The following is a 21,120-nucleotide window of genomic DNA, read 5'->3' as shown; positions in this document are numbered from 1 at the left end:
CTAACCTGAATTTAATCAGATGTCATTGACAGTTTAAGTGAGATTTTTACAGCACTTTTGCGACTTTGATGTAGAAGTCTGTATAAAAGGAGATAGCTTATGGCGATAAGAATAATAACGGTATCCTTAGCCACTGCATTTTTAGCCGTAGGCTGTGTGGCTTTTCCTGATGATGGTTATTATGACGGACGTTATGACCGTCGCGATCGAGGTTATGACTATCGTTATGATCAAGACCGCCGCTATGACCGGCAGCGCTGGGAATACGAACAGCAGCGTAAGAGACTGGAACTGGAACGTCGCAAAAATATTCAGCAGCGTAACTGGGAACAGGAACGTCGTCGACAAATAGAACTGGACCGTCGTAAAACTCAACTGGAACGACAACGTCTGGAACAGCAACGCAAAAATCTGAGTAATCAGCGTCAGAAACAGGCGCAGGCCGAACGTAAACGTCGCCAGCAACTGGAACAACGTAAAAAAGTGGCAGAACAGCAGCGTAAACGGGTTCAACAAAACCGCTCCAATAATCCACGCTGGAATGATCAGCGACGTAAGCAGGAACAGCAGCGACCACGTAATCGCCGCGATTAGGTAGAATATAAATATAAAGAGAGGCTCTGATTTAGATCAGGGCTTTTTTTATGGACTGAGTTTTATGGTTTTGATCTCATTCCAGTTATTTTCTTTTAATAGAAGAAATGTTTTCACTCAGCATAGTCTTGATTAAGATGATCCCATCTTATAAGTCGAAAAACCGTAACAAATTTCAGGCAAAAAAAAAGGCTTATCTAGAGAAAAGATAAGCCACGAAAACACATTTCTAAAAAAGAGAAGAAACTACAGCGATAGAATCTGAAATGAATAATATAGCGTTGCTCATTTTTTGTGTAATACTTTATTGCTTAGTTATTAATCGCTTTTATGTCTAAAAAATAATCTGGACAAAAAAAAGCCGGACCATGTGTGAGGTATCCGACTGGAAAAAACAGCTTAAAAAATAAGGCAACAGCAACCTGGTCCAGCTCTCTCCTCAGAACAAGGCCGCTGTTAATGATGCTATGATGCACCTGTTCTAAAAATATTTAAAACAGATAAAAATTATTATTTCTATCTAAAAATACGATGCTGCTTTTATGAAAGTCATTAAATCTAAATAAATCCTAAAATTAATCTGTACTTGATGCTTGAATTTTTTACCCCTGCCCCGATTTCTTTAAATAATTAAAAATTTCAATCATGGCAGTTCAGTATTAACGCAGTTAACTCTGACGCCCAAGGACTGTACATGTTTAAAAACCCATTTAAACGGAGTAAATCAATGGCAACTGAGCAGAACGAACAAGCTCAAGATCTTGAGCAAGAGCAAGTGACACAAGAGGTAGAGCAAACTCAAGCTGAACCTGAACAAGTAGAAGTTACCGTTGAATCTTTACAAGAGCAGATTGCACAACTTGAAGGTGACTTAAAGTTAGAAAAAGCACGCACTGCCAATGCAGTTTACGAAGCACAAAAAAGTGTAGAACGTATTCAGCGTGAATCAGAAAAACATAAAGACACTGTTCTGGAAAAGTTCTCTAAAGAGCTGCTAGATACAGTAGATAACCTGGAGCGCGCGATTGTTGCTGCAGGCGAAGAACAGGGCCCGTTACGTGAAGGCGTAGAACTGACGCTGAAAGCGTTGCTCAATACACTAGAGAAATTTGGTGTAGTCGCAGTTGATACCGCAAATGGTTTTAATGCAGACCTGCATCAGGCAGTCGGTATTGATCCAAATGCTAAATCTAATGAAATCGGTACAGTCTTGCAAAAAGGCTATGCCCTCAATGGTCGTTTATTACGTCCTGCAATGGTCATGGTTGGCGCTTAAGCGAAATAAATCGGGAGTTTGTGAAATTTTTTCTAAAAATTTACTTGAAAAAAATTGAACGGCTCTCATATCGGATAACAAGTGTAAATCACAAAAAAATTTTTGAGGAAACATCCAAATGGCTAAAATCATTGGTATTGACTTAGGTACTACAAACTCATGTGTTGCAGTACTTGAAGGCGACAAAGTTAAAGTTATCGAAAACGCTGAAGGCGCACGTACAACTCCATCTATTATTGCGTACAAAGATGGCGAGATCCTTGTTGGTCAATCAGCTAAACGCCAAGCGGTAACCAACCCTAAAAACACATTATTCGCGATCAAACGTCTGATCGGTCGTCGTTATGAAGACCAAGCGGTACAAAAAGATATCGGTCTGGTTCCTTACAAAATCCTGAAAGCTGACAATGGTGATGCTTGGGTTGAAGTAAACGACAAGAAACTTGCTCCACAACAGATCTCTGCAGAAGTTCTGAAAAAAATGAAGAAAACTGCAGAAGACTACCTAGGTGAAACAGTCACTGAAGCGGTGATTACTGTTCCTGCTTACTTCAACGATGCACAACGTCAAGCAACTAAGGATGCAGGTAAAATTGCAGGCCTAGAAGTTAAACGTATCATCAACGAACCAACTGCTGCGGCACTTGCGTTCGGTATGGACAAGAAAGAAGGCGACCGTAAAGTTGCGGTATACGACTTGGGTGGTGGTACTTTCGACGTTTCAATCATTGAGATTGCGGATCTTGATGGCGACCAGCAAATCGAAGTGTTATCAACTAACGGTGATACCTTCCTGGGTGGTGAAGACTTCGATAATGCATTGATCGACTACCTGGTTGAAGAGTTCAAGAAAGAACAAAACGTGAACTTGAAGAACGATCCACTTGCGTTACAACGTCTGAAAGAAGCAGCTGAAAAAGCAAAAATCGAGCTTTCTTCTTCTAACGCAACTGAAATCAACCTTCCATACATCACTGCAGATGCGACTGGTCCTAAACACTTAGTGATCAACGTAACTCGTGCAAAACTTGAAGGTTTAGTTGCTGATCTTGTAGCTCGTACCATCGAGCCTTGTAAGATTGCGCTGAAAGATGCTGGTCTTTCAACTTCTGACATCTCTGACGTAATCCTGGTAGGTGGTCAGTCTCGTATGCCACTTGTACAACAAAAAGTACAAGAATTCTTCGGTCGTGAACCACGTAAAGACGTGAACCCGGACGAAGCAGTCGCAATGGGTGCTGCGATCCAAGGTGCGGTATTGTCTGGTGACAAAACTGACGTACTTCTTCTTGACGTAACTCCACTAACTCTTGGTATTGAAACCATGGGTGGCGTGTTGACTCCAATCATTGAGAAAAACACGACGATTCCTGCGAAGAAATCTCAGGTGTTCTCAACTGCTGCGGACAACCAGCCTGCTGTAGACATTTCAGTTTACCAAGGTGAACGTAAAATGGCTCAACAAAACAAATTGTTGGGTAACTTCCAGTTAGGCGACATCCCACCTGCTCCACGTGGTGTGCCACAAATTGAAGTATCGTTCGACATCAACGCGGATGGTATCTTGAAAGTATCTGCGAAAGATAAGAGCACTGGTAAAGAGCAATCGATTCAGATCAAAGCAAACTCAGGTTTGTCTGATGCTGAAATCGAAGCAATGATCAAAGATGCTGAAGCGAATGCTGAAGAAGACCGCAAGTTCGAAGAACTGGCTAAAGCACGTAACGAAGCGGATGCGTTAGTTTCTTCTGCTCAAAAAGCAGTAAAAGATCTTGGCGAACAAGTGACTGCTGACGAAAAAACTGCAATCGAAACTGCGGTTTCTGAGTTAGAAGCGTCTACGAAAGAAAATGATGTTGAAGCAATCAAAGCGAAAACTGAAGCATTGCAAAATATTATTATGCCGATCACTCAACGTGCTTATGAAGCAGCTCAAGGCCAAGGCGGTGCACAAGGTTTCGATCCTAATGCATTCCAAGGCGGCGAAGGCCAAGCTCAAAAAGCAGATGACGGCGTAGTTGATGCTGAATTCACTGAAGTAAAAGATGACAAAAAATAATTTGTCATTTTGAGAAAAAGGCCGCATTTTATGCGGTCTTTTTTTTGCTCAATGCATAGGCAATAGAATCTTTTTTAATTAAACTATAATGAAATAAATAACTTAAAAATAAAAACGTATGCAGAATTTTATTAAGCTTTTTCTTCTGGCTTCCGGGCTTGCGATCATGCTGCTCTACCCGATGGGCAATCTGCTTCTGATCTTACCGCCGAATGTGGTACTCGCGCCTTTTAATTACCTGCAAACCTTCGGAATCGAAGCTTCTTTTTCCTTGGGCTTTCTGATTGCCATCATTGTGTTGCTGATCCTGGCTGTACCTCAGCGCTATCCTTCCGGAAAAGGTTTTATCATTCTAGGTATTGGATTGCTGAGCTATATTATTTTCCAGATCTTTAAATCTGAAATCACACTGTATGCCTTTAATCACCAAACCAGACATTCCTATAACCTGAAATATTTAATTGAATTTATGATCTTCTTATTGAATGGTATAGGCCTTGGCTTTATCTATCATTCCAATATGCCAAGACAGGTTGAACAATGGAAAGGCAAAAAATCATAATCTGGCCTGAGCAGAACCGTGCATAAGCACGGTTTTTATTGCCACTCTTTATCGCTCTGACGCTAGGATTTTGCTGTTTTTTTAGCTACATTGAGCCAAACAATATTTAAAAAAATACTATGCGTCTTTTAAGCTTTCTGGGGATTGTCGTTTTCATTGTGTCACTGTTTTTGCATCTACAAACTAAGACCCATCCACAATTAAAATTTAATTCCCTGGCTGACCGTTTGACCCATCCTTTTGATACCCGCTTACGTTTCCGGATTGACCAAGTCGATCCCGGTTTTGGCTTGACCCGTGATGAGGTCATTCAATTAAGTCAGGAAGCGATTCAGATCTGGCATGAAGGAACCAATCGCGATGATCTGATGGTCTATGATGAGAATGCTCAGCTGGCCATTCAACTGATTTATGATCAACGCCAACAGGACTATGAAGCCTTTAAAAAGGTCGAAAAAAAGTTACTTGCCGATGAAGCCAGATATCAGCGTGAAGTCAGCAATCTGCAAGTTTCACAGAAAAATCTGGAAGATCAGCAGCAACGACTGATCCAGCAAAAAAGTCAGCTTGAGTTTGAATTTCAAACCTTATTGCAACGCCGTCAACAGGCCAGCTCATCTGCCGAGCGTGAACAGCTTCAGTATGAGATGGAAATGCTCAAGCCTAAACTGGAAAGTTTTAAGCGCGAATATGCTTATCTTCAAGAACAGCTATCCTCGTTTAACCAGCAGGTTTCTGTTCATCAAAACAGTGTGCAAAGCCATCAGCGAAATATCCAGCAGGCCCAGCAGCGCTTTCCCCCACGCCAGTTTCATAAGGGTATTTTTATGGGAGATAAGATCCAGATTTACCAGTTTGATGCCAAAGATGATTTACGTTTAACTTTGGCACATGAGCTGGGCCATGCCTTGGGCCTCTATCATCATAATGATCCGGAAGCCTTGATGTATCCGGTATTGGGTGAACAGAATCTGCAAGATTTCAAACTGCGTCCGGCAGACAAGACCTTGTTGTATACTCGATAAAATTCAGGTTTTAATTCCCTATATTATTTATGTGTTTAGGCTAGTAAAAATACAACCCGGTTTCATTTCATGTTATTGTGAAGAACAGTAGGACGTCTTAGGCCAACTTTCTTGGAGATTCATGTGAGTTACTACCATATTTTAATTGAAGTAAATGACCACATTAGTACGATTGATGAAACCCGTGATATCGAGATCTTTGATATCGAGGATATTCAACCTTATCTTCATTCAATTTTGCTGCCTTATTTCAATGAACAGCTGATCGAGCTGGATGATGAAAATCTTGAATTTAAGGATATTTTGCATCTGCAAGTGAAACAGACCTTATTGCCGATCAATGACTTGATTGAGGAAGAACAGCGTCTGTTGCCGAGCGATACGGACATTACCATTACAGCCTACGAGATATTTAATAACCGTGAACTGAGTCAGGATGTCACTACAGTGATTTTTGACTTGCTTGAAGCGGTCAAACTGGAAAGCTAAGCTTTCTTCAGATATAAAAAAGTCCTCATACGAGGACTTTTTTATTCAACTTGATATGTATTAGATCGAGAATGAAGATCCACAACCGCAAGTAGTGGTAGCATTTGGGTTTTGTACCACAAAACGTGAACCTTCTAGGCCTTCAACATAGTCAACCACTGAACCAACCAGATATTGATAGCTCAGAGAATCGACCAGCATTTTGACATCGCCATTGACGAATTCTGCATCATCTTCATTTTGGCTTTCCGCAAAGTTAAAGCCATAAGAGAAACCTGAACAGCCGCCACCGGTGACATACACACGGAGCATTAAGTCTTGGTTACCTTCACTGTCACGCAACTGGCGTACTTTATTTGCGGCATTGTCGGTGAGCACAAGCGCTTGAGCATTCATGGCGGATTCCTCTGTTGAATGGAATGTCTTTAAAAAGAAAAGACCATATTTCAAGTATAACACACTCAATATATGGTCAGTCTGTACAGATTAAAAGTCAAATCAGAGTAATTTTATCAGGATTGTTTATAGTTCTCATCCTGTAATGCACATTCGAAGTTTTTCGGATTCTGCTTGCAGCGGAATTGCCAGAGTAATTTCATCATGCGTTTGTCATAAATACCCCGTTTGGTCAGATCAATCCGCGAATCACGCATCAGCTTTTGATAACCTGGTTTATCTGCTTCAGGAATATCCATCCAGTATTTAGATGGAATATCTGCCTTCATTTTACCTAAAATTCCAAAAGCACGTGGTAACTGGCTCTTCACCCATTCACGTGATTTTTGTCCATATCCTGCCGGGAATTTATCTGGACGAATAATAATATTACCGGTGACCTGCAATACCGGATAATTCACAATAGCACCCTTGCTACCCAAACCTTTATGCAGCTCTAGCGGTTTAAATACGGCAGCCGGCGCGCCAATAATGTCGACCTGGCCATTGTTAAATTTAGAGCCAAAGTTGGTCACATCGGCGCTGACTGCCTGTGCACCCACCTGCTGAACCATGATTTTTTGTGCTTCGTCATAGTCGAGTACAGCAATTTTTTTACCTGCTGCTTTCGCCACAGTATTAATACTCCGGTCATTGACCATCAGGAAGGCATCACCTACCGGAATCACCCCTGCGACTTCATACTTGCCTTGAACCATGAGCTTGGCAAAAGTCGGACTCGCGAGGCCTTGCATCACTTTAACTGCCAGGTTCAGATCTGGAATTGCACCAATCGCATCGAGCGAACCGGTAAAACGATTGAACTGACGGCCGCGCATACCAGTGACACTGATCCCGTCACATTTACCGGCTTTAAAATCTTCTGCGACGACGGCTTCATTGGTATTTACCCTGAGCTCGATATCAGCGCCCCAATTTTTTGCGGCCAGCTGATAGTCTTTCATTACGGCATAGACGTCGCCATTTTTGCCGACCAGATCGAATACACATACCACCTGTTTTGCCTGAGCCAGACCTGAAACTGCCACGAGTGCTGCACCTACAGCCAGAGCTTTCCATCCTCTCTGCATCATTTTGCTTTCCTTGATTGCCTTGTTTTTGTTATCTGCTTTAAGTGCTACATGTTATTGTTTTTTATACTAAACATGAAAGCATTATTTTTAATCAGCTTAACTGCTTTGCCGTGATCTGCAATGGCAGATCTGACTTTGTTTAATATAAAAAAAGCTTAGATAAATCTAAGCTTTTTTCCTTAAAAATCAAATTATTCGCCAGAAAGTGAACATTCAAAGTTGGCTTTATCGACAGAGCAACGCGCACGTTTCAGTACTGACATCATGCTGGCATCATAGATTCCACGCTTGGTCATATCCATACGCCCTTCACGTAATAGCTTCTGGTACTTGGTTTTGTCTTCCGCGCTCAGATTCAGCTTATATTTCGCTGGAATACCGGCTTCCAGACGATTGATCATCGCCATGCTCTTAGGCAGATTTTTAATGAACCAGTCACGAGACTTCTGACCAAAACCAGCCGGGAATTTTTCCGGACGAATCACAAAGTCAGAAGTGACATGCAGTACCGGGAAGTTAAACATGGCACCGCTATTGCCCAAACCTTTATAGATTTCGAGTGGCTTATACGCATACGCCGGTGCGCCCACCATATCGACCTGACCATTATTAAACTTGGCCACGAAGTTGGATACATCAGACACTACAGCCTGAGCACCTACACGTTGAACCATGATTTTTTGCGCATCATCATAGCCAAGAACAGCAAACTTCTTGCCTGCCGCTTTTTCAATGGAGTTAATGTTTTTGTCACGTACAAAGATAAAAGCTGAACCTAATGGCGCAATCCCAGCCACCTCATATTTTTTACCGCCCATGGTCGTAACCATTTTAGCGGCATTACGCTTATCCAAAGCGAAGCTAATCGCACGCTGTGCAATGGCATTACTTGGAGCACCACCTAAGGCATCGATTGAACCGGCAAACTTGTTGTATTGACGGGCACGCATGGCGGTCATGAATACACCATCACATTTGCCAGCCTTAAAGTCATTGTCAGCGACGGCCTCATCCTGACGGGCGATCAGATTAATATCTGCGCCCCAGCCTTTTGCTGCCAGTGCCCATTCCTGAGCCATCTGGAAAGACTCGCCAGATTTACCAAGTAGGTCAAACACACAGATATCGACCTTTTCTGCATGTGCCACACCTGCAAAACCAAATGCAGAAAATGCAGCCAATGATAAGAGTGTTTTTTTCATTTTAGTTATCCTTTGAAACCTTGTTGTTAGCTGAGTGTCCGTACACGCGTCAAATATTAAGCAAATTTATTTCAAAAAAATAGAGCATTTACTCCAGATAAAAGTCATTTTTTGGCCTATAAAGATAAATGAGCTTTATCCAATTTCCTTTATCTAATTTTTTTATAAATATATCAGTATCTTAATGTTTTAACTTGGCTACTTTGAATTACATTTCATTCGCTGTAGTTACAAAGATATACATGATTTTAAAATTATTCACCACTGATTGAGCATTCGAAATTAGTTCTTTCTACAGTACAACGTGCCCGTTTTAATACTGTCATCATGCCAGCGTCATAGATGCCCTGTTTGGTTAAATCCATGCGTCCTTCACGCAGAATTTTTTGATAACTGACCTGTTCCTCACGGCTCAGGTTCAGAATATATTTACGCGGGATTTCTGCTTCCATACGTTTCACCATCGCGAAGCTACGGGGTAACTGCTTAACAAACCATTGTCGGGAATTGGCTGCAAACTGTTCCGGAAATTTATCCGGTCGAATAATCAGATCTGCTGTGACATTGACCACCGGAAAGTTAATCATGGCTCCTTTCTGCCCCAGTCCTTTGGTCACTTCAAGAGGTTTAAAGGCATAAGCGGGTGCTGCCACAATATCCACTTCACCCTGATTAAATTTACGGATGAAATTAGAAATTTCCGAATTCACCGGTACGGCTTCTACCCGGTTCACCATAATCGTTTGGGCATAGTCATAATGTAGAACCGCAAACTTCTTGCCTTTAATATGTTCCAACTTATTCATATTACGATCACGGACAAAGATATAAGCAGGACCAATCTGGCCAATACCGGCTACTTCAAATTTTTCCTTGCCGATCTGGGTGGTCATCCGTTTGGTATTACGTTTATCCAGCACATAACTCACCGCTTTCATGGCAATATCATTATTAGGAACGCCGCCAATCGCATCAATCGAACCGGCAAATTTGTTATAAGCTCGCGCGCGCATGGATGTCATATAGAAGCCATCGCATTTTCCGGCTTTGGCATCCTGATCGACTTTGGCTTCGTCCTGATAAGCAATCAATTGAACCGTAGCCCCCCACTGCTTGCTGGCTAATGCCCATTCTTCCAGCAGTTTGAAGGATTCACCCGATTTCCCCAGTAAATCAAATACACAGACATTGACTGGGGCAGCATGTGCACTCGAAGCCCATAGGCCCAGTGCAGATAAAATTAAAAATCCTTTTTTCATTTTTATTCTACTCAATATTATTATGAACCTTGATGGCTCTATCTTTCGGTTTTCAAACAAAATAGAGCATTTACTCAAAACATAGTTCATCATATATGAATCTATAAATTTTTAAAGCCTGAACAGGATAAACTGCAACGAAGATTTTTTGTTTTCTTCCGGCTTTCCATTAGAATAGCGGCATTCTCTTTTGCCCTTGTTAGTAAGTTCAATGATTCAGTTAGACCAAGTTTCGTTACGCCGTGGTGGGCGAGTGTTATTTCAAAAAGCCTCCATGCAGCTTCATCCCGGCTGGAAAATTGGTTTAACCGGCGTGAATGGCGCAGGAAAATCTACCCTGTTTGCGGCTCTTTTAGGTGAGCTGAGTGCAGATGAAGGTTCGCTGACTCGTCCATCCGTTTGGATCGTAGCGCATATGGCTCAGGAAATTAAAGCCTTGGATATGCCAGCCATTGATTTTGTTCTGTCAGGCGATGAAGAGTATTGGGATATACAGGCTAAATTAGCGCATCCGGAACAGCTGTCCGATGCAGAATTGGCACAGCTACATGGCCGTTTTGACGAGATTCATGGCTATTCTGCTCCATCTAAAGCAGCACAGTTGATGGCTGGTTTAGGCTTTATGGATCATCAGATCCGTCTGGATGTTTCCAGCTTTTCAGGCGGTTGGCGGATGCGTCTGAATCTGGCCCGTACCCTGATGAGCCGTTCAGATCTGTTATTACTGGATGAACCAACCAACCACTTGGATCTGGATGCAATTTTGTGGCTCGAAGACTGGTTAAAGGCGTATGAAGGCACTTTGGTGCTGATCTCGCATGACCGTGATTTTCTGGATGCCGTGACGGATCATATTCTGCATATTGAGAATCAGGAACTCACCCTCTATACCGGTAATTATTCAACTTTTGAAGTAACTCGTAGTGAACGTCTGGCGCAACAACAACAGGCCTTTGAGAAACAGCAGGAAGCCCGGGCACATCTACAAAAATTTATTGACCGTTTTAAAGCCAAAGCGACCAAAGCACGTCAGGCCCAAAGTCGGATTAAAATGCTGGAGCGCATGCAGGATCTCGCCCCTGCTCATGTCGATACACCTTTTACCTTCAGTTTCCGTGAACCGACCAAAATGAGTTCACCACTTCTGGCCTTGGAACAGGCGGAAATTGGTTATGGCGATAAATCGATTGCCAGCAAAATTAACCTGCAAATTACTCCAAATTCACGTATCGGTTTACTGGGAATGAATGGTGCAGGTAAATCAACCCTGATCAAAACCTTAGTCGGAGATCTGCCCTTATTAAATGGTCAACGTAAGGCCTCAGAATTACTCAATATCGGTTATTTTGCTCAGCACCAGATGGATGCTTTGGATGCTAATGCTAGCCCAATGCTGCAACTGGCACGCATCGCCGATCCAAAAATCAGTGAAGCTTCTTTACGTTCTTTTCTCGGCAGTTTCGGTTTTAGCGGTGAGCGCATGGATACCCCATGTGAGAGTTTCTCTGGGGGTGAACGTGCCCGTTTGGCTTTGGCTTTAATTGTTTGGCAGCGTCCAAATGTACTGATTCTCGATGAACCGACGAACCATCTGGATCTGGATATGCGCCATGCCCTGACTATGGCTTTGCAGGATTTTGAAGGTGCGGTGGTACTGGTCTCGCATGAACGTCAATTGATTGCGACAGTATGTGATGAATTGTTGTTAGTACATGCCGGACATTGTACTGAATTTGAGGGCGATCTGCAGGACTATGCCAAATGGTTACGTGAAGCGCGTCAACAGCAGATCAATGCGCAGAATGCCTTGGCCAAAGCACAGGTAGTAGAAACAGAAGCTAAACCTGTGGTTGTCGCCAAAGTAGATAAAGAAGCACAGCGTAAACTGGCTGCTCAGCGTCGTGAGCAGACTCGCCCGATTCGCAAGAATATTGAAAAATGTGAAGCGCAAATCGACAAGTTACAACCGCGTCTGGCAGAAATTGAAGAATTGCTGGCAGATAGCGCTTTATATGAAGCTGCACGTAAAGATGGCTTGCTGAAACTCATGAACGAGCAAACTGAACTGAAACAGAAACTGGAAACTGCCGAAGAGCAAATGTTAGAACTGATGATGGAGCTGGAAAGTTTGGAGCAATCTTTTCAGGAAGGTTAAGTTTTAAACCTTGATTCAAATCTTAGAGATTAGCTGCAACTGGAGCTAATCTCTTTTTTTATACTTTTTATATATTGCTCTCTCCGTCTTTTCCCTCATTTCTTCGTCGAAACCGTTTTTGACATATTTTGTAGTGAATTACGCAAATCCTATATAGGTTTATTTTTTAAACACTCGGATGTCTTATTTCATACATTAATTTACAGCGATTTCTTGGCGCATAAGGCTCTAATAAAAGTGTTTTTTATTTTTGGCAGCCTTGATACGAGTCTGTTTAATGTTGAACTAGAGAGAGGAAATCCGCATGCGTGCTCTTACCTATCATGGTGCTCGGGATGTACGAGTTGAATCCGTTCCAGATCCAGTGATTCAGGAACCAGATGACGTCATTTTAAGGGTGACAGCGACTGCCATCTGTGGCTCAGATCTGCATCTATACCGGGGTAAAATTCCGGCCACTGAAGATGGCGATATTTTCGGCCATGAATTTATGGGAATTGTAGAAGAAGTCGGCCCTGAAGTCACAGAAGTCAAAAAAGGCGACCGGGTAATTATTCCTTTCGTGATTGCATGTGGTCACTGTTTTTTCTGTGAACATGAACTGATGGCTGCCTGTGAAAATACCAATACCGGCCGTGGTGCAATTATCAATAAAAAACATATTCCACCAGGTGCCGCTCTGTTTGGTTATAGCCATTTATATGGCGGTATACCAGGCGGACAGGCGGAATATGTCCGTGTACCTAAAGGTAATGTGGGCCCCTTTAAAGTACCGGGATCATTACCGGATGAAAAAGTCCTGTTCCTGACCGATATCTTGCCTACTGCATGGCAGGCTGTAACCAATGCCCAGGTCACTCGCGGTTCCAGTGTTGCGATTTATGGTGCTGGACCAGTTGGTTTACTATCAGCTGCCTGCGCACGTATGCTGGGTGCAGAGCAGATCTTTATGGTCGATCACCACCCTTACCGCCTGCGTTTTGCCCATCAGACTTATGGTGCAATTCCAGTGAATTTTGATGAAGTCGATGCAGCTGAATATATCATTCAGAATACTGCCGGTCATCGTGGTGTTGATGCCGTCATTGATGCGATTGGTTTCGAGGCCAAAGGCAGTTTGCTTGAAACTGTGATGACGAATCTAAAAATTGAAGGTTCGAGCGGCTTTGCCCTACGTCAATGTATCGCGGCAGTACGCCGTGGTGGTGTGGTGAGTGTGCCAGGTGTATATGCGGGTCCAATCCATGGCTTCCTGTTTGGTGATGCCTTTGATAAAGGACTGACCTTTAAAATGGGTCAAACGCATGTACATAAATTCCTGCCACAATTACTTGAATATGTAGAAAATGGCCAGCTGTCTCCCGAAGTGATTATTACCCATCGCATGAAACTGGAAGAAGCTGCTGAAGGCTACCGTATTTTTGATAAACGTGAAGAAGACTGCCGCAAGATTATTCTGACCCCATAAATACAATCTTTAAAAAAATAGAAAGCGCCGTTAGGCGCTTTTTTTATTTTTACACTCATTTTATAGATCGTATTTTTTTATATTTTCAGTTTTAAAAGTTCAGATCTATTGCCTGTTTATCAGATGAACTGGCTCTAGGTCACGTGATCACTAAACTTAAAAAAGAATTAAGCTATAGGAGTAAAAGTTAAAAAATCTATAACCCTATGATTTATTGATAAAAAATGAAAGTTCACTTGATTATTAAATTAATTATGTAGTTTAACTACAGTGAAGATTTTTATAATTAAAATATGTTCCACGCTGATTATTAATTAAATCTACAATATCAAAATAAAGCATTAATTTTTAAGTTATTTATATAATTTTTCATTAAAAACAGATAAAAATTCATCTGGACTGGTTGCTGTTAAAGAACATAGAGGATATGGCTCTAATCAAGCTTTTAAATTCAAAAACCTATTTTAAATTTAAAAGCACTTATCCACAAGATACAGAAATTAAATTTGAATTTAAAAAATGAGAGATAAGAAAGACAATATGACTTGTGGATAAATACTATCTTATTCACATAAAAAATATGGATAACTTTTCAGTTATCCACATGATTGATCAGGGTTTAAGCAAGATTTAAACAACACTATTCAAATATTTTTAGAAAATTTCGAATTAACTTAATAAATCATTGAAAGTTTAGGATTTCAAAAATCTAAGTTCTAGAATTTTCCATTCATCCTCTAGCTTCCAGACTTCCTGAAAACGCTGTTTATTATGTTCCAGTCCAATCAAGATCCGGCATTCGGTCTGATCTTCATTGTACTCGTATTCTTCATATTCTATGTCTGGCTTCAGCGGTTTCCATACGCCGTTTTGTACCGCATGAGCAATCCGGTCATAACGCAGATAACTTCCTTCTACGCGGCCTTCCTGTTCAAAAACCACCTGAAAGTCCTGATGTTCATAGTGGCGTAGCACATCATAGTCACCACTGTAGAATGCATTGGCCCAGATCTCACGTATTTCTTCAAGCTGGCTATCCATGGATAAACCTCTTTATAAATAAGACTAGATTCTACTGAACCAGGCTTTTTTGAAACCTAATATCAGCGGATCATTGGTCTAAAAACTACTTAGATTAAAATTATTCTAAACAGTTCATCCGGCATTAATAGAAAATTTACGTAAAAAAAGCGCCTTAAAAGGCGCTTTTTCGTTTCGATTTATTCCGATGGATCAGGTATCAATATCAGCATTCAAGGCATTTTCTTCAATGAAGGCACGACGCGGTTCCACATCATCTCCCATCAGACAAGAGAACATGCGGTCTGCTTCAATCGCATCCTGTACCGTCACTTGTAGCATGTTACGGTTTTCCGGATCCATCGTGGTTTCCCACAGCTGGTCCGCATTCATCTCACCCAGACCTTTATAACGCTGGATCATCATGCCGCGGCGAGAGTCTTGCAGAATGTGCTGCCAAACCTGATGGAAACTGCTGACCTGAATCTTGCGCTCACCTTTTTGTAAATAAGCACCCTCTTCAAGCAGCGTGAACCAGCTTTTCGAGTTTTTCAGTAAACGCGCATATTCACTTGAGCTGAGCAGACTAGCATCTAGCAGATAATGATGCGGCAGGTTATGCACATAAATCGTAATCCGTGGCAACCAGCTTTCTACTGTCTGACCATCAACGTCTTTTTCAAAACGTTCCAGGCTCAATTCAGGACGTAAACTTGGCTGGATTTTTTCAATCGCTGCACGCAGGTCTTCACCCCAGGTTTCCACATACGCTTTATCTTCCAGCTGATCTAGCTTGAATGCTTCCAGTGAAATCAAGGCATCCAGCAAGCTTGCAGGATAACGTACAGTTAAACGTGCCAGACTCTTCTGTGAAGTTTGATAATCGGTAATCACATTGGCCAGAGCTTCACCACGAATTGCAGGGGCATCGGCACTGATATGCAGTTCCAGCTCATCAATCGCATTCGAAATCAGGTAAGTTTCCAGCGCATCATTGTCCTTGATGTACTGTTCCTGTTTGCCTTTTTTCAGCTTGTACAACGGTGGCTGCGCGATATAGATATGACCACGCTCGACCAGTTCCGGCATTTGACGGAAGAAGAAAGTCAGCAGCAATGTACGGATGTGTGAACCATCCACGTCAGCATCGGTCATGATGATGATTTTGTGATAACGCAGCTTGTCCGGGTTATATTCTTCACGACCAATCCCACAGCCGAGTGCCGTAATCAGCGTACCCACTTCTGCAGAAGAAATCATACGGTCAAAACGGGCGCGTTCTACGTTGAGGATTTTACCTTTTAGCGGCAGAATTGCCTGCATCTTACGATTACGACCCTGTTTTGCAGAACCGCCCGCAGAGTCACCTTCGACCAGGTACAGTTCAGATAAAGCTGGATCTTTTTCCTGACAATCGGCCAATTTACCTGGAAGACCGGCGATATCGAGCGCACTCTTACGACGAGTCATTTCGCGTGCTTTACGCGCCGCATCACGGGCACGCGCTGCATCAATGATCTTGCCTGCAATTGATTTAGCCGCCTGTGGATTCTCTAACAGATATTCAGAGAATGCCTTGTTCATAGCCTGCTCAACGGCAGACTTCACTTCACTCGATACCAGTTTTTCTTTGGTTTGTGAAGAGAATTTCGGATCAGGCACTTTTACTGACACAATCGCAGTCAAACCTTCACGCGCATCATCACCTGAAACCACAACTTTTTCTTTTTTCAGGATATTTTCACTGTCCATATAGTTATTTAAACCACGGGTCAGTGCTGCACGGAAACCGGCTAAGTGAGTACCGCCATCCTTTTGCGGGATGTTATTGGTAAAGCAGCGTACATTTTCCTGATAAGAATCATTCCATTGCAGTGCAACTTCCACACCAATGCCATTTTCCGCCTGAGTGGTGAAATGAAAAATGTCATTCAGGTGGGTTTTACCCTGATTAATGTACTTAACAAACTCAGCCAAACCACCTTCATAGTCAAAAATGTATTCGGCATTGATACGTTCATCACGTAATACGATTCGTACACCTGCATTCAGGAAGGACAGTTCACGTAAACGACGTGCCAAAATATCGACATTAAAAATGGTCTGGCTAAAGGTTTCAACACTTGGCCAGAAACGCACGCGAGTACCGGTCTTATCGGTCTCACCCACCACTTTTAACGGGAATTGTGGATCACCATGACGGTATTCCTGTTCATGGATTTTACCAGCGCGATGAATGGTTAATTCCAGTTTTTCTGACAACGCATTTACTACGGATACACCTACACCGTGCAGACCGCCAGAAACTTTATAGCTGTTATCATCAAACTTACCGCCAGCATGCAGGATGGTTAAAATGACTTCTGCAGCAGACACGCCTTCTTCAGGGTGAATGTCAGTCGGAATACCACGGCCATTGTCCGATACTGAAACTGATTCATCTTCATGAATAGTCACTAAAATTTCATCACAGTGACCTGCCAGCGCCTCATCAATCGAGTTATCTACGACCTCGAAGACCATGTGATGTAAGCCGGTACCATCGTCTGTATCACCAATGTACATGCCTGGACGCTTACGTACTGCGTCTAAACCACGTAATACCTTGATGCTAGAGGAATCATAAGCTTTTTCAGTGGTTTGTTCTGTTTGAGAAGCAGCTTGATCTTCTGAACTCATGGTTTCTCCCTAGTGAAATATAGGTTTATCCAAAGATAGGTAAAAATTTAAAAACTATTGCACAACAACTTGAACTGTACCGTTTTCAACATTGAATAACTGATATGAGATAGACAGATCATGTAGGTGCTTTTGTACTGATTCATGGTCTAAGGTGGTAATAAAAACTTGACTACCAAGCTGGCTCAATCGCTCAATTAAACGTTGTTGTGCGGTTAAATCTAATTCTGCTGTCACATCATCTAATAATACCACAGTTTCCTTATTACAAGAATGCAGCATTGCGATTTGCGACAGTTTAAGTGCCATCATTAAAAGCTTTTTTTGTCCGCGGGACAGGATTACATCAGCATCGCCTAAAGGGGTCTTTAAACGCAAATCTGCGCGATGTGGACCATATTCGGTATAGCGTCGTTCTACATCTTTGTCATGGTGATTGGTTAGGTCATTTAACAGACCGTTTTCGCTGTGAAAGCCGGGACTGTATTCCAGAGAAATCTCCAGATCCGGTAATAGATGCTTGAGATCATCCTCAAAAAAGGGCTTCCACTGTTCCACGATGCCGACACGCTGGGAGTGCAAAATCTCGCCATATTCACTCAGCATCTGGTTCCACGGTTCCAGATCAGACAAACTTAGAAAACGTTTGGATTTAAGCAGACTGTTCCGCTGTTTTAGGGCCCGTGAATAATATTGCCAGGCATGATAAAACTCTGGTTCCACGTGGAACATTAACCAATCCAATAGCTGACGACGTGGTTTGGCACCATGATCGATAATATCGGTACTTTGTGGATCAAGCAGTTGTAAGGGTAACATTTTGGCAAGCTGGCCTTGAGTCGCAATGGCATCACCATTCACCTTGATCAACTGTTCCCCGCTGGCCATTTTTTGCATGCCGACTTTTTCAGTTTCCGATTGGGCGAACACAATCGCATCCGAGGCGCCATGCTGAATGTAATTTTTCGGGATATGGGTACGAAAGGAACGTCCTGCGGCCAGTAAATGAATAGCTTCCAGTACTGAAGTCTTGCCTGAACCATTCTGGCCATAAAAAACATTAAACGGTTGCAATCCCTTGAGTGCAACCGTTTCTAAATTTCGTACACGTTCAATATAAAGACGCGTAATATGCATAGCGTTGGCTTAGCTCAGCTGTCGCTTAGACACGCATTGGCATCACGACATAGGTCTGATCGGTATGAGATGGATCCTGAACCAGTACAGACTGATTCGCTTCAGTCATGGTCATTGATACATCTTCACCATCTAGTACACCTAGCACTTCAATCAGGTATTGCGCATTGAATGACATTTCCAGTGGTGCATCTGCATATTGGATGGCTAGATCCTCAATCGCCTCATCCTGTTCTGGGTTATTGGCACGAAGTTGTAATGAACCGGCATTAAAGTTCAGGAATACGCCACGCAGTTTTTCATTACTCAAAATAGCCACGCGTTGTAAAGATTGCTTGAACACGTCATGCGCAATAATCACATTCTTGTCGCCACCACGTGGAATCACACGGCGGTAGTCAGGGAATTTACCGTCAATCAGTTTCGTGGTGAAACGAACCGTAATATCAGCCTGTTCTTTATCACGGCTGGCCATACGAATGGTTACATTCAATAATTCACGACCAATCAGCAGAGAAAGCTGCTCATCTTCAACGCTTAATAAACGTTGCAATTCAGCGACCGCCTTACGTGGAACAATGGCTTGAATCGGTTGAGTTGCTGTCGATTGGGCTGCTGTTTCACACAGTGCCAGACGGTGACCATCTGTTGTTACCGCACGAAGCTGACTGGCGTCAATTTCAAGTAAAGTACCGGTCAGATAGAAACGCACGTCCTGCACAGCCATTGCGAAAGCCGTTTTTTCAAACAGACGCTTTAATTCGCGCTGAGTCACAGTTACTTGCGTGCCTTGGGTATTTTCAGTATTCAGTAATGGATAGTCATCCGCAGGCAAAGTACCGAGCACAAAACGACTATTTCCAGATTTCAAGATACAACGCTGGTCATCAGTAATTTGCAGGTCGATCAGGGCTGCTGATGGCAAAGATTTACAGATATCAATCAGCTTACGTGCTGGAACTGTGGTTTCACCGGCTTGCAGACATGCACCTTCAGCCAACTGTGTGCTGGCAACCAGTTCTACTTCCAAGTCGGAACCAGTGACGGTCAAAGCTTCAGCAGTCACCTGGATTTTCAGGTTTGAAAGAATATTTAAGGTATGGCGACGTTCAACCGCTCCTACGACATGTGAGAGAACATTCAGTAAGCTTTCTTTCGCGATTTTTAAACGCACGGTACATTCCTCTAAAGCTGAAGATTAATAAGATAAAAGTTGAATTTTTAGCAGTTAACTATGCGGCAAAACAGGCCGCATAGCAAGAACAGAATTTGAGCGTTTTAGGTCAACTCTGCAACAGGCGTTGCAGGTTTTTATAGTCCTCATTGAAGATCGGATCTTCTTCACGCAAGCTCTGCACTTTTTCGCAGGCATGCATGACCGTACTGTGATCTCGACCACCAAAAGCCATACCAATTTCCGGGAAACTATCTCCAGTCAGTTCACGTGCCAGACCCATTGCAAGCTGACGTGGACGAGCATAAATACGGGTACGTTTTGGACCCACCAGCTCTTTAAGCGGAATGCGGAAATATTCACTCACGACACGCTGGATATTTTCAGTGCTGATGGTACGGGCACGAATTGCGAGGACATCTTTCAAAGACTCACGCACCACCTCCAGATCAATCGGCGTTCCTTTAAAACGCGAGATCGCTACCACTTTGTTTAGCGCACCTTCAAGTTCACGGACGTTCGCTACCACTTGTTGGGCGATAAATAGCGCACAGTTACGTGGTAAATCTACTCCGGTGTTTTCGGCTTTTTTCAGCAAGATTTCAATTCGGGTTTCGATATCCGGTGGTTCCACACCCACAGAAAGGCCCCAGGAAAAACGTGAAACCAGACGTGGATCCAGTTCGGTCAATTCTTTAGGATAACGATCCGAGGTCAGGATAATTTGCTTCGATTCATCCAATAGCGCGTTAAAGGTATAGAAAAACTCAACCAGACTGGCTTCTTTACCTGCCAGCAAATGAATATCATCGACTAGCAAAAGATCCAGTGAACGGCAGTTTTTCTTAAACTCTTCAACCTTGCCCTGTTGTAGGGAACTGACAAAATCCTGCACAAAGCTTTCCGCAGTCATATACATCACGCGGGCATTGGGTTTTGCCTGTAATAATGCATTCCCGACGGCCTGCATCAAGTGGGTTTTACCCAGACCAGTCGGACCATATAAAAATAGCGGGTTATGCTGTGAAGCCCCAAGTTGGGTTAACACCTTACGACAGGTTTCAGCTGCCATTTGGTTAGAACGGCCTTCAACAAATAACGAGAAGGTAAATAAAGGGTTCAACTGACGTTTACGGCTATTTTTGCCTGAATCTTCTTTTTCTTTCTTAGGACGCGGCGCAGGCGCAACCACAGGTGCAGATTCCAAAGCCGCTGTTGTCGTCGCTGGCTGTTCACTGGCAGATAAAATTGCACCTGGACGCGAATCCACTAGAATTTCAACTTTACGTACGCGACCTTCAGACAGCTGTTCGGCCAAAATCGAAATCAGTTCCAGATGATGCTCTTGAATGTAGCGCGTCCAATACGGATTAGGTGCATAAAGACGCAGAGTATCGTCCAGCTCTTCCGCAACCAATGGGCGAATCCACATTGTAAAGACATTTCCAGAGAGCTCTTGTCGCAAGCGATTTAAGCAGTCTGTCCAAAGCAT

Annotated in this window: 17 protein-coding genes; 8 read left to right on the top strand and 9 right to left on the bottom strand. The window is 42.8% G+C overall.

Annotated elements, in window-relative coordinates:
• The first annotated feature begins 99 nt into the window (after positions 1 to 99).
• The 6 genes from AC4MCC_RS00085 (at position 100) to AC4MCC_RS00060 (ending at position 6,005) form a co-directional block, all read left to right on the top strand.
• Positions 100 to 594 (top strand): hypothetical protein, encoded by a 495-nt coding sequence (locus AC4MCC_RS00085; protein ID WP_180025579.1) that lies wholly within the window; start codon positions 100 to 102, stop codon positions 592 to 594.
• A gap of 727 nt (positions 595 to 1,321) precedes the next feature.
• Positions 1,322 to 1,870 (top strand): nucleotide exchange factor GrpE, encoded by a 549-nt coding sequence (gene grpE / locus AC4MCC_RS00080; RefSeq protein ID WP_491885862.1) that lies wholly within the window; start codon positions 1,322 to 1,324, stop codon positions 1,868 to 1,870.
• A 118-nt stretch (positions 1,871 to 1,988) separates the two neighbouring features.
• A complete protein-coding gene (dnaK, locus tag AC4MCC_RS00075) occupies positions 1,989 to 3,929 on the top strand; it encodes a molecular chaperone DnaK (RefSeq protein WP_104426786.1) in 1,941 nt (646 codons plus the stop codon).
• Positions 3,930 to 4,047: 118 nt separating this feature from the next.
• On the top strand, positions 4,048 to 4,491 hold the full coding sequence (locus tag AC4MCC_RS00070) for a hypothetical protein (RefSeq protein ID WP_004780368.1): 444 nt from the start codon (positions 4,048 to 4,050) through the stop codon (positions 4,489 to 4,491).
• 119 nt (positions 4,492 to 4,610) lie between these two features.
• Positions 4,611 to 5,516: a matrixin family metalloprotease gene (locus tag AC4MCC_RS00065; protein ID WP_491885483.1), complete on the top strand. Its 906-nt coding sequence runs from the start codon at positions 4,611 to 4,613 to the stop codon at positions 5,514 to 5,516.
• Between the two features lie 111 nt (positions 5,517 to 5,627).
• On the top strand, positions 5,628 to 6,005 hold the full coding sequence (locus AC4MCC_RS00060; RefSeq protein WP_162835342.1) for a hypothetical protein: 378 nt from the start codon (positions 5,628 to 5,630) through the stop codon (positions 6,003 to 6,005).
• Positions 6,006 to 6,065: 60 nt separating this feature from the next.
• Here AC4MCC_RS00060 and erpA read toward each other — a convergent pair whose 3' ends face one another.
• From erpA to AC4MCC_RS00040, 4 genes are all read right to left on the bottom strand, one after another.
• Positions 6,066 to 6,401 (bottom strand): iron-sulfur cluster insertion protein ErpA, encoded by a 336-nt coding sequence (gene erpA / locus AC4MCC_RS00055; RefSeq protein WP_004780362.1) that lies wholly within the window; start codon positions 6,399 to 6,401, stop codon positions 6,066 to 6,068.
• A gap of 116 nt (positions 6,402 to 6,517) precedes the next feature.
• Positions 6,518 to 7,531 (bottom strand): putative solute-binding protein, encoded by a 1,014-nt coding sequence (locus AC4MCC_RS00050; protein WP_419365843.1) that lies wholly within the window; start codon positions 7,529 to 7,531, stop codon positions 6,518 to 6,520.
• A gap of 194 nt (positions 7,532 to 7,725) precedes the next feature.
• Positions 7,726 to 8,736 carry a putative solute-binding protein gene (locus AC4MCC_RS00045; protein WP_004780360.1) on the bottom strand — a complete coding sequence of 337 codons (1,011 nt, stop codon included), beginning with the start codon at positions 8,734 to 8,736 and terminating at the stop codon, positions 7,726 to 7,728.
• Positions 8,737 to 8,990: 254 nt separating this feature from the next.
• The gene (locus AC4MCC_RS00040; protein ID WP_180004174.1) at positions 8,991 to 9,995 is read right to left on the bottom strand and encodes a putative solute-binding protein; all 1,005 of its coding nucleotides are present in this window, start codon (positions 9,993 to 9,995) and stop codon (positions 8,991 to 8,993) included.
• A gap of 211 nt (positions 9,996 to 10,206) precedes the next feature.
• Here AC4MCC_RS00040 and AC4MCC_RS00035 point away from each other — a divergent pair, with 211 nt between their 5' ends.
• Together AC4MCC_RS00035 and AC4MCC_RS00030 are read left to right on the top strand one after the other, a co-directional pair.
• Positions 10,207 to 12,150, top strand: a complete 1,944-nt coding sequence (locus AC4MCC_RS00035) for an ATP-binding cassette domain-containing protein (protein WP_491885482.1) — start codon at positions 10,207 to 10,209, stop codon at positions 12,148 to 12,150.
• A 304-nt stretch (positions 12,151 to 12,454) separates the two neighbouring features.
• Positions 12,455 to 13,618, top strand: a complete 1,164-nt coding sequence (locus tag AC4MCC_RS00030) for a zinc-dependent alcohol dehydrogenase (protein WP_491885481.1) — start codon at positions 12,455 to 12,457, stop codon at positions 13,616 to 13,618.
• A 693-nt stretch (positions 13,619 to 14,311) separates the two neighbouring features.
• Here the strand turns inward: AC4MCC_RS00030 and AC4MCC_RS00025 are convergent.
• From AC4MCC_RS00025 to dnaA, 5 genes are all read right to left on the bottom strand, one after another.
• Positions 14,312 to 14,659: a hypothetical protein gene (locus AC4MCC_RS00025; protein WP_419365829.1), complete on the bottom strand. Its 348-nt coding sequence runs from the start codon at positions 14,657 to 14,659 to the stop codon at positions 14,312 to 14,314.
• Between the two features lie 192 nt (positions 14,660 to 14,851).
• Positions 14,852 to 17,317 carry a DNA topoisomerase (ATP-hydrolyzing) subunit B gene (gene gyrB, locus AC4MCC_RS00020; RefSeq protein WP_419365830.1) on the bottom strand — a complete coding sequence of 822 codons (2,466 nt, stop codon included), beginning with the start codon at positions 17,315 to 17,317 and terminating at the stop codon, positions 14,852 to 14,854.
• Positions 17,318 to 17,371: 54 nt separating this feature from the next.
• Positions 17,372 to 18,454, bottom strand: a complete 1,083-nt coding sequence (gene recF, locus AC4MCC_RS00015) for a DNA replication/repair protein RecF (RefSeq protein ID WP_419375192.1) — start codon at positions 18,452 to 18,454, stop codon at positions 17,372 to 17,374.
• Positions 18,455 to 18,479: 25 nt separating this feature from the next.
• The gene (gene dnaN, locus AC4MCC_RS00010) at positions 18,480 to 19,628 is read right to left on the bottom strand and encodes a DNA polymerase III subunit beta (protein ID WP_340834916.1); all 1,149 of its coding nucleotides are present in this window, start codon (positions 19,626 to 19,628) and stop codon (positions 18,480 to 18,482) included.
• Positions 19,629 to 19,737: 109 nt separating this feature from the next.
• Positions 19,738 to 21,120: a chromosomal replication initiator protein DnaA gene (gene dnaA / locus AC4MCC_RS00005; protein WP_419365832.1), complete on the bottom strand. Its 1,383-nt coding sequence runs from the start codon at positions 21,118 to 21,120 to the stop codon at positions 19,738 to 19,740.

It is taken from the genome of Acinetobacter sp. CAU_H_56 (assembly GCF_058599425.1).
This window is presented reverse-complemented; position numbering and strand designations above follow the sequence as displayed.

Coding starts and splice junctions, on each gene's coding strand:
- AC4MCC_RS00085 (WP_180025579.1), top strand. CDS start 100: ATGGCGATAAGAATAATAACGGTATCCTTAGCCACTGCATTTTTAGCC.
- grpE (WP_491885862.1), top strand. CDS start 1,322: ATGGCAACTGAGCAGAACGAACAAGCTCAAGATCTTGAGCAAGAGCAA.
- dnaK (WP_104426786.1), top strand. CDS start 1,989: ATGGCTAAAATCATTGGTATTGACTTAGGTACTACAAACTCATGTGTT.
- AC4MCC_RS00070 (WP_004780368.1), top strand. CDS start 4,048: ATGCAGAATTTTATTAAGCTTTTTCTTCTGGCTTCCGGGCTTGCGATC.
- AC4MCC_RS00065 (WP_491885483.1), top strand. CDS start 4,611: ATGCGTCTTTTAAGCTTTCTGGGGATTGTCGTTTTCATTGTGTCACTG.
- erpA (WP_004780362.1), bottom strand. CDS start 6,401: ATGAATGCTCAAGCGCTTGTGCTCACCGACAATGCCGCAAATAAAGTA.
- AC4MCC_RS00050 (WP_419365843.1), bottom strand. CDS start 7,531: ATGCAGAGAGGATGGAAAGCTCTGGCTGTAGGTGCAGCACTCGTGGCA.
- AC4MCC_RS00045 (WP_004780360.1), bottom strand. CDS start 8,736: ATGAAAAAAACACTCTTATCATTGGCTGCATTTTCTGCATTTGGTTTT.
- AC4MCC_RS00040 (WP_180004174.1), bottom strand. CDS start 9,995: ATGAAAAAAGGATTTTTAATTTTATCTGCACTGGGCCTATGGGCTTCG.
- AC4MCC_RS00035 (WP_491885482.1), top strand. CDS start 10,207: ATGATTCAGTTAGACCAAGTTTCGTTACGCCGTGGTGGGCGAGTGTTA.
- AC4MCC_RS00030 (WP_491885481.1), top strand. CDS start 12,455: ATGCGTGCTCTTACCTATCATGGTGCTCGGGATGTACGAGTTGAATCC.
- AC4MCC_RS00025 (WP_419365829.1), bottom strand. CDS start 14,659: ATGGATAGCCAGCTTGAAGAAATACGTGAGATCTGGGCCAATGCATTC.
- gyrB (WP_419365830.1), bottom strand. CDS start 17,317: ATGAGTTCAGAAGATCAAGCTGCTTCTCAAACAGAACAAACCACTGAA.
- recF (WP_419375192.1), bottom strand. CDS start 18,454: ATGCATATTACGCGTCTTTATATTGAACGTGTACGAAATTTAGAAACG.
- dnaA (WP_419365832.1), bottom strand. CDS start 21,120: ATGCTTTGGACAGACTGCTTAAATCGCTTGCGACAAGAGCTCTCTGGA.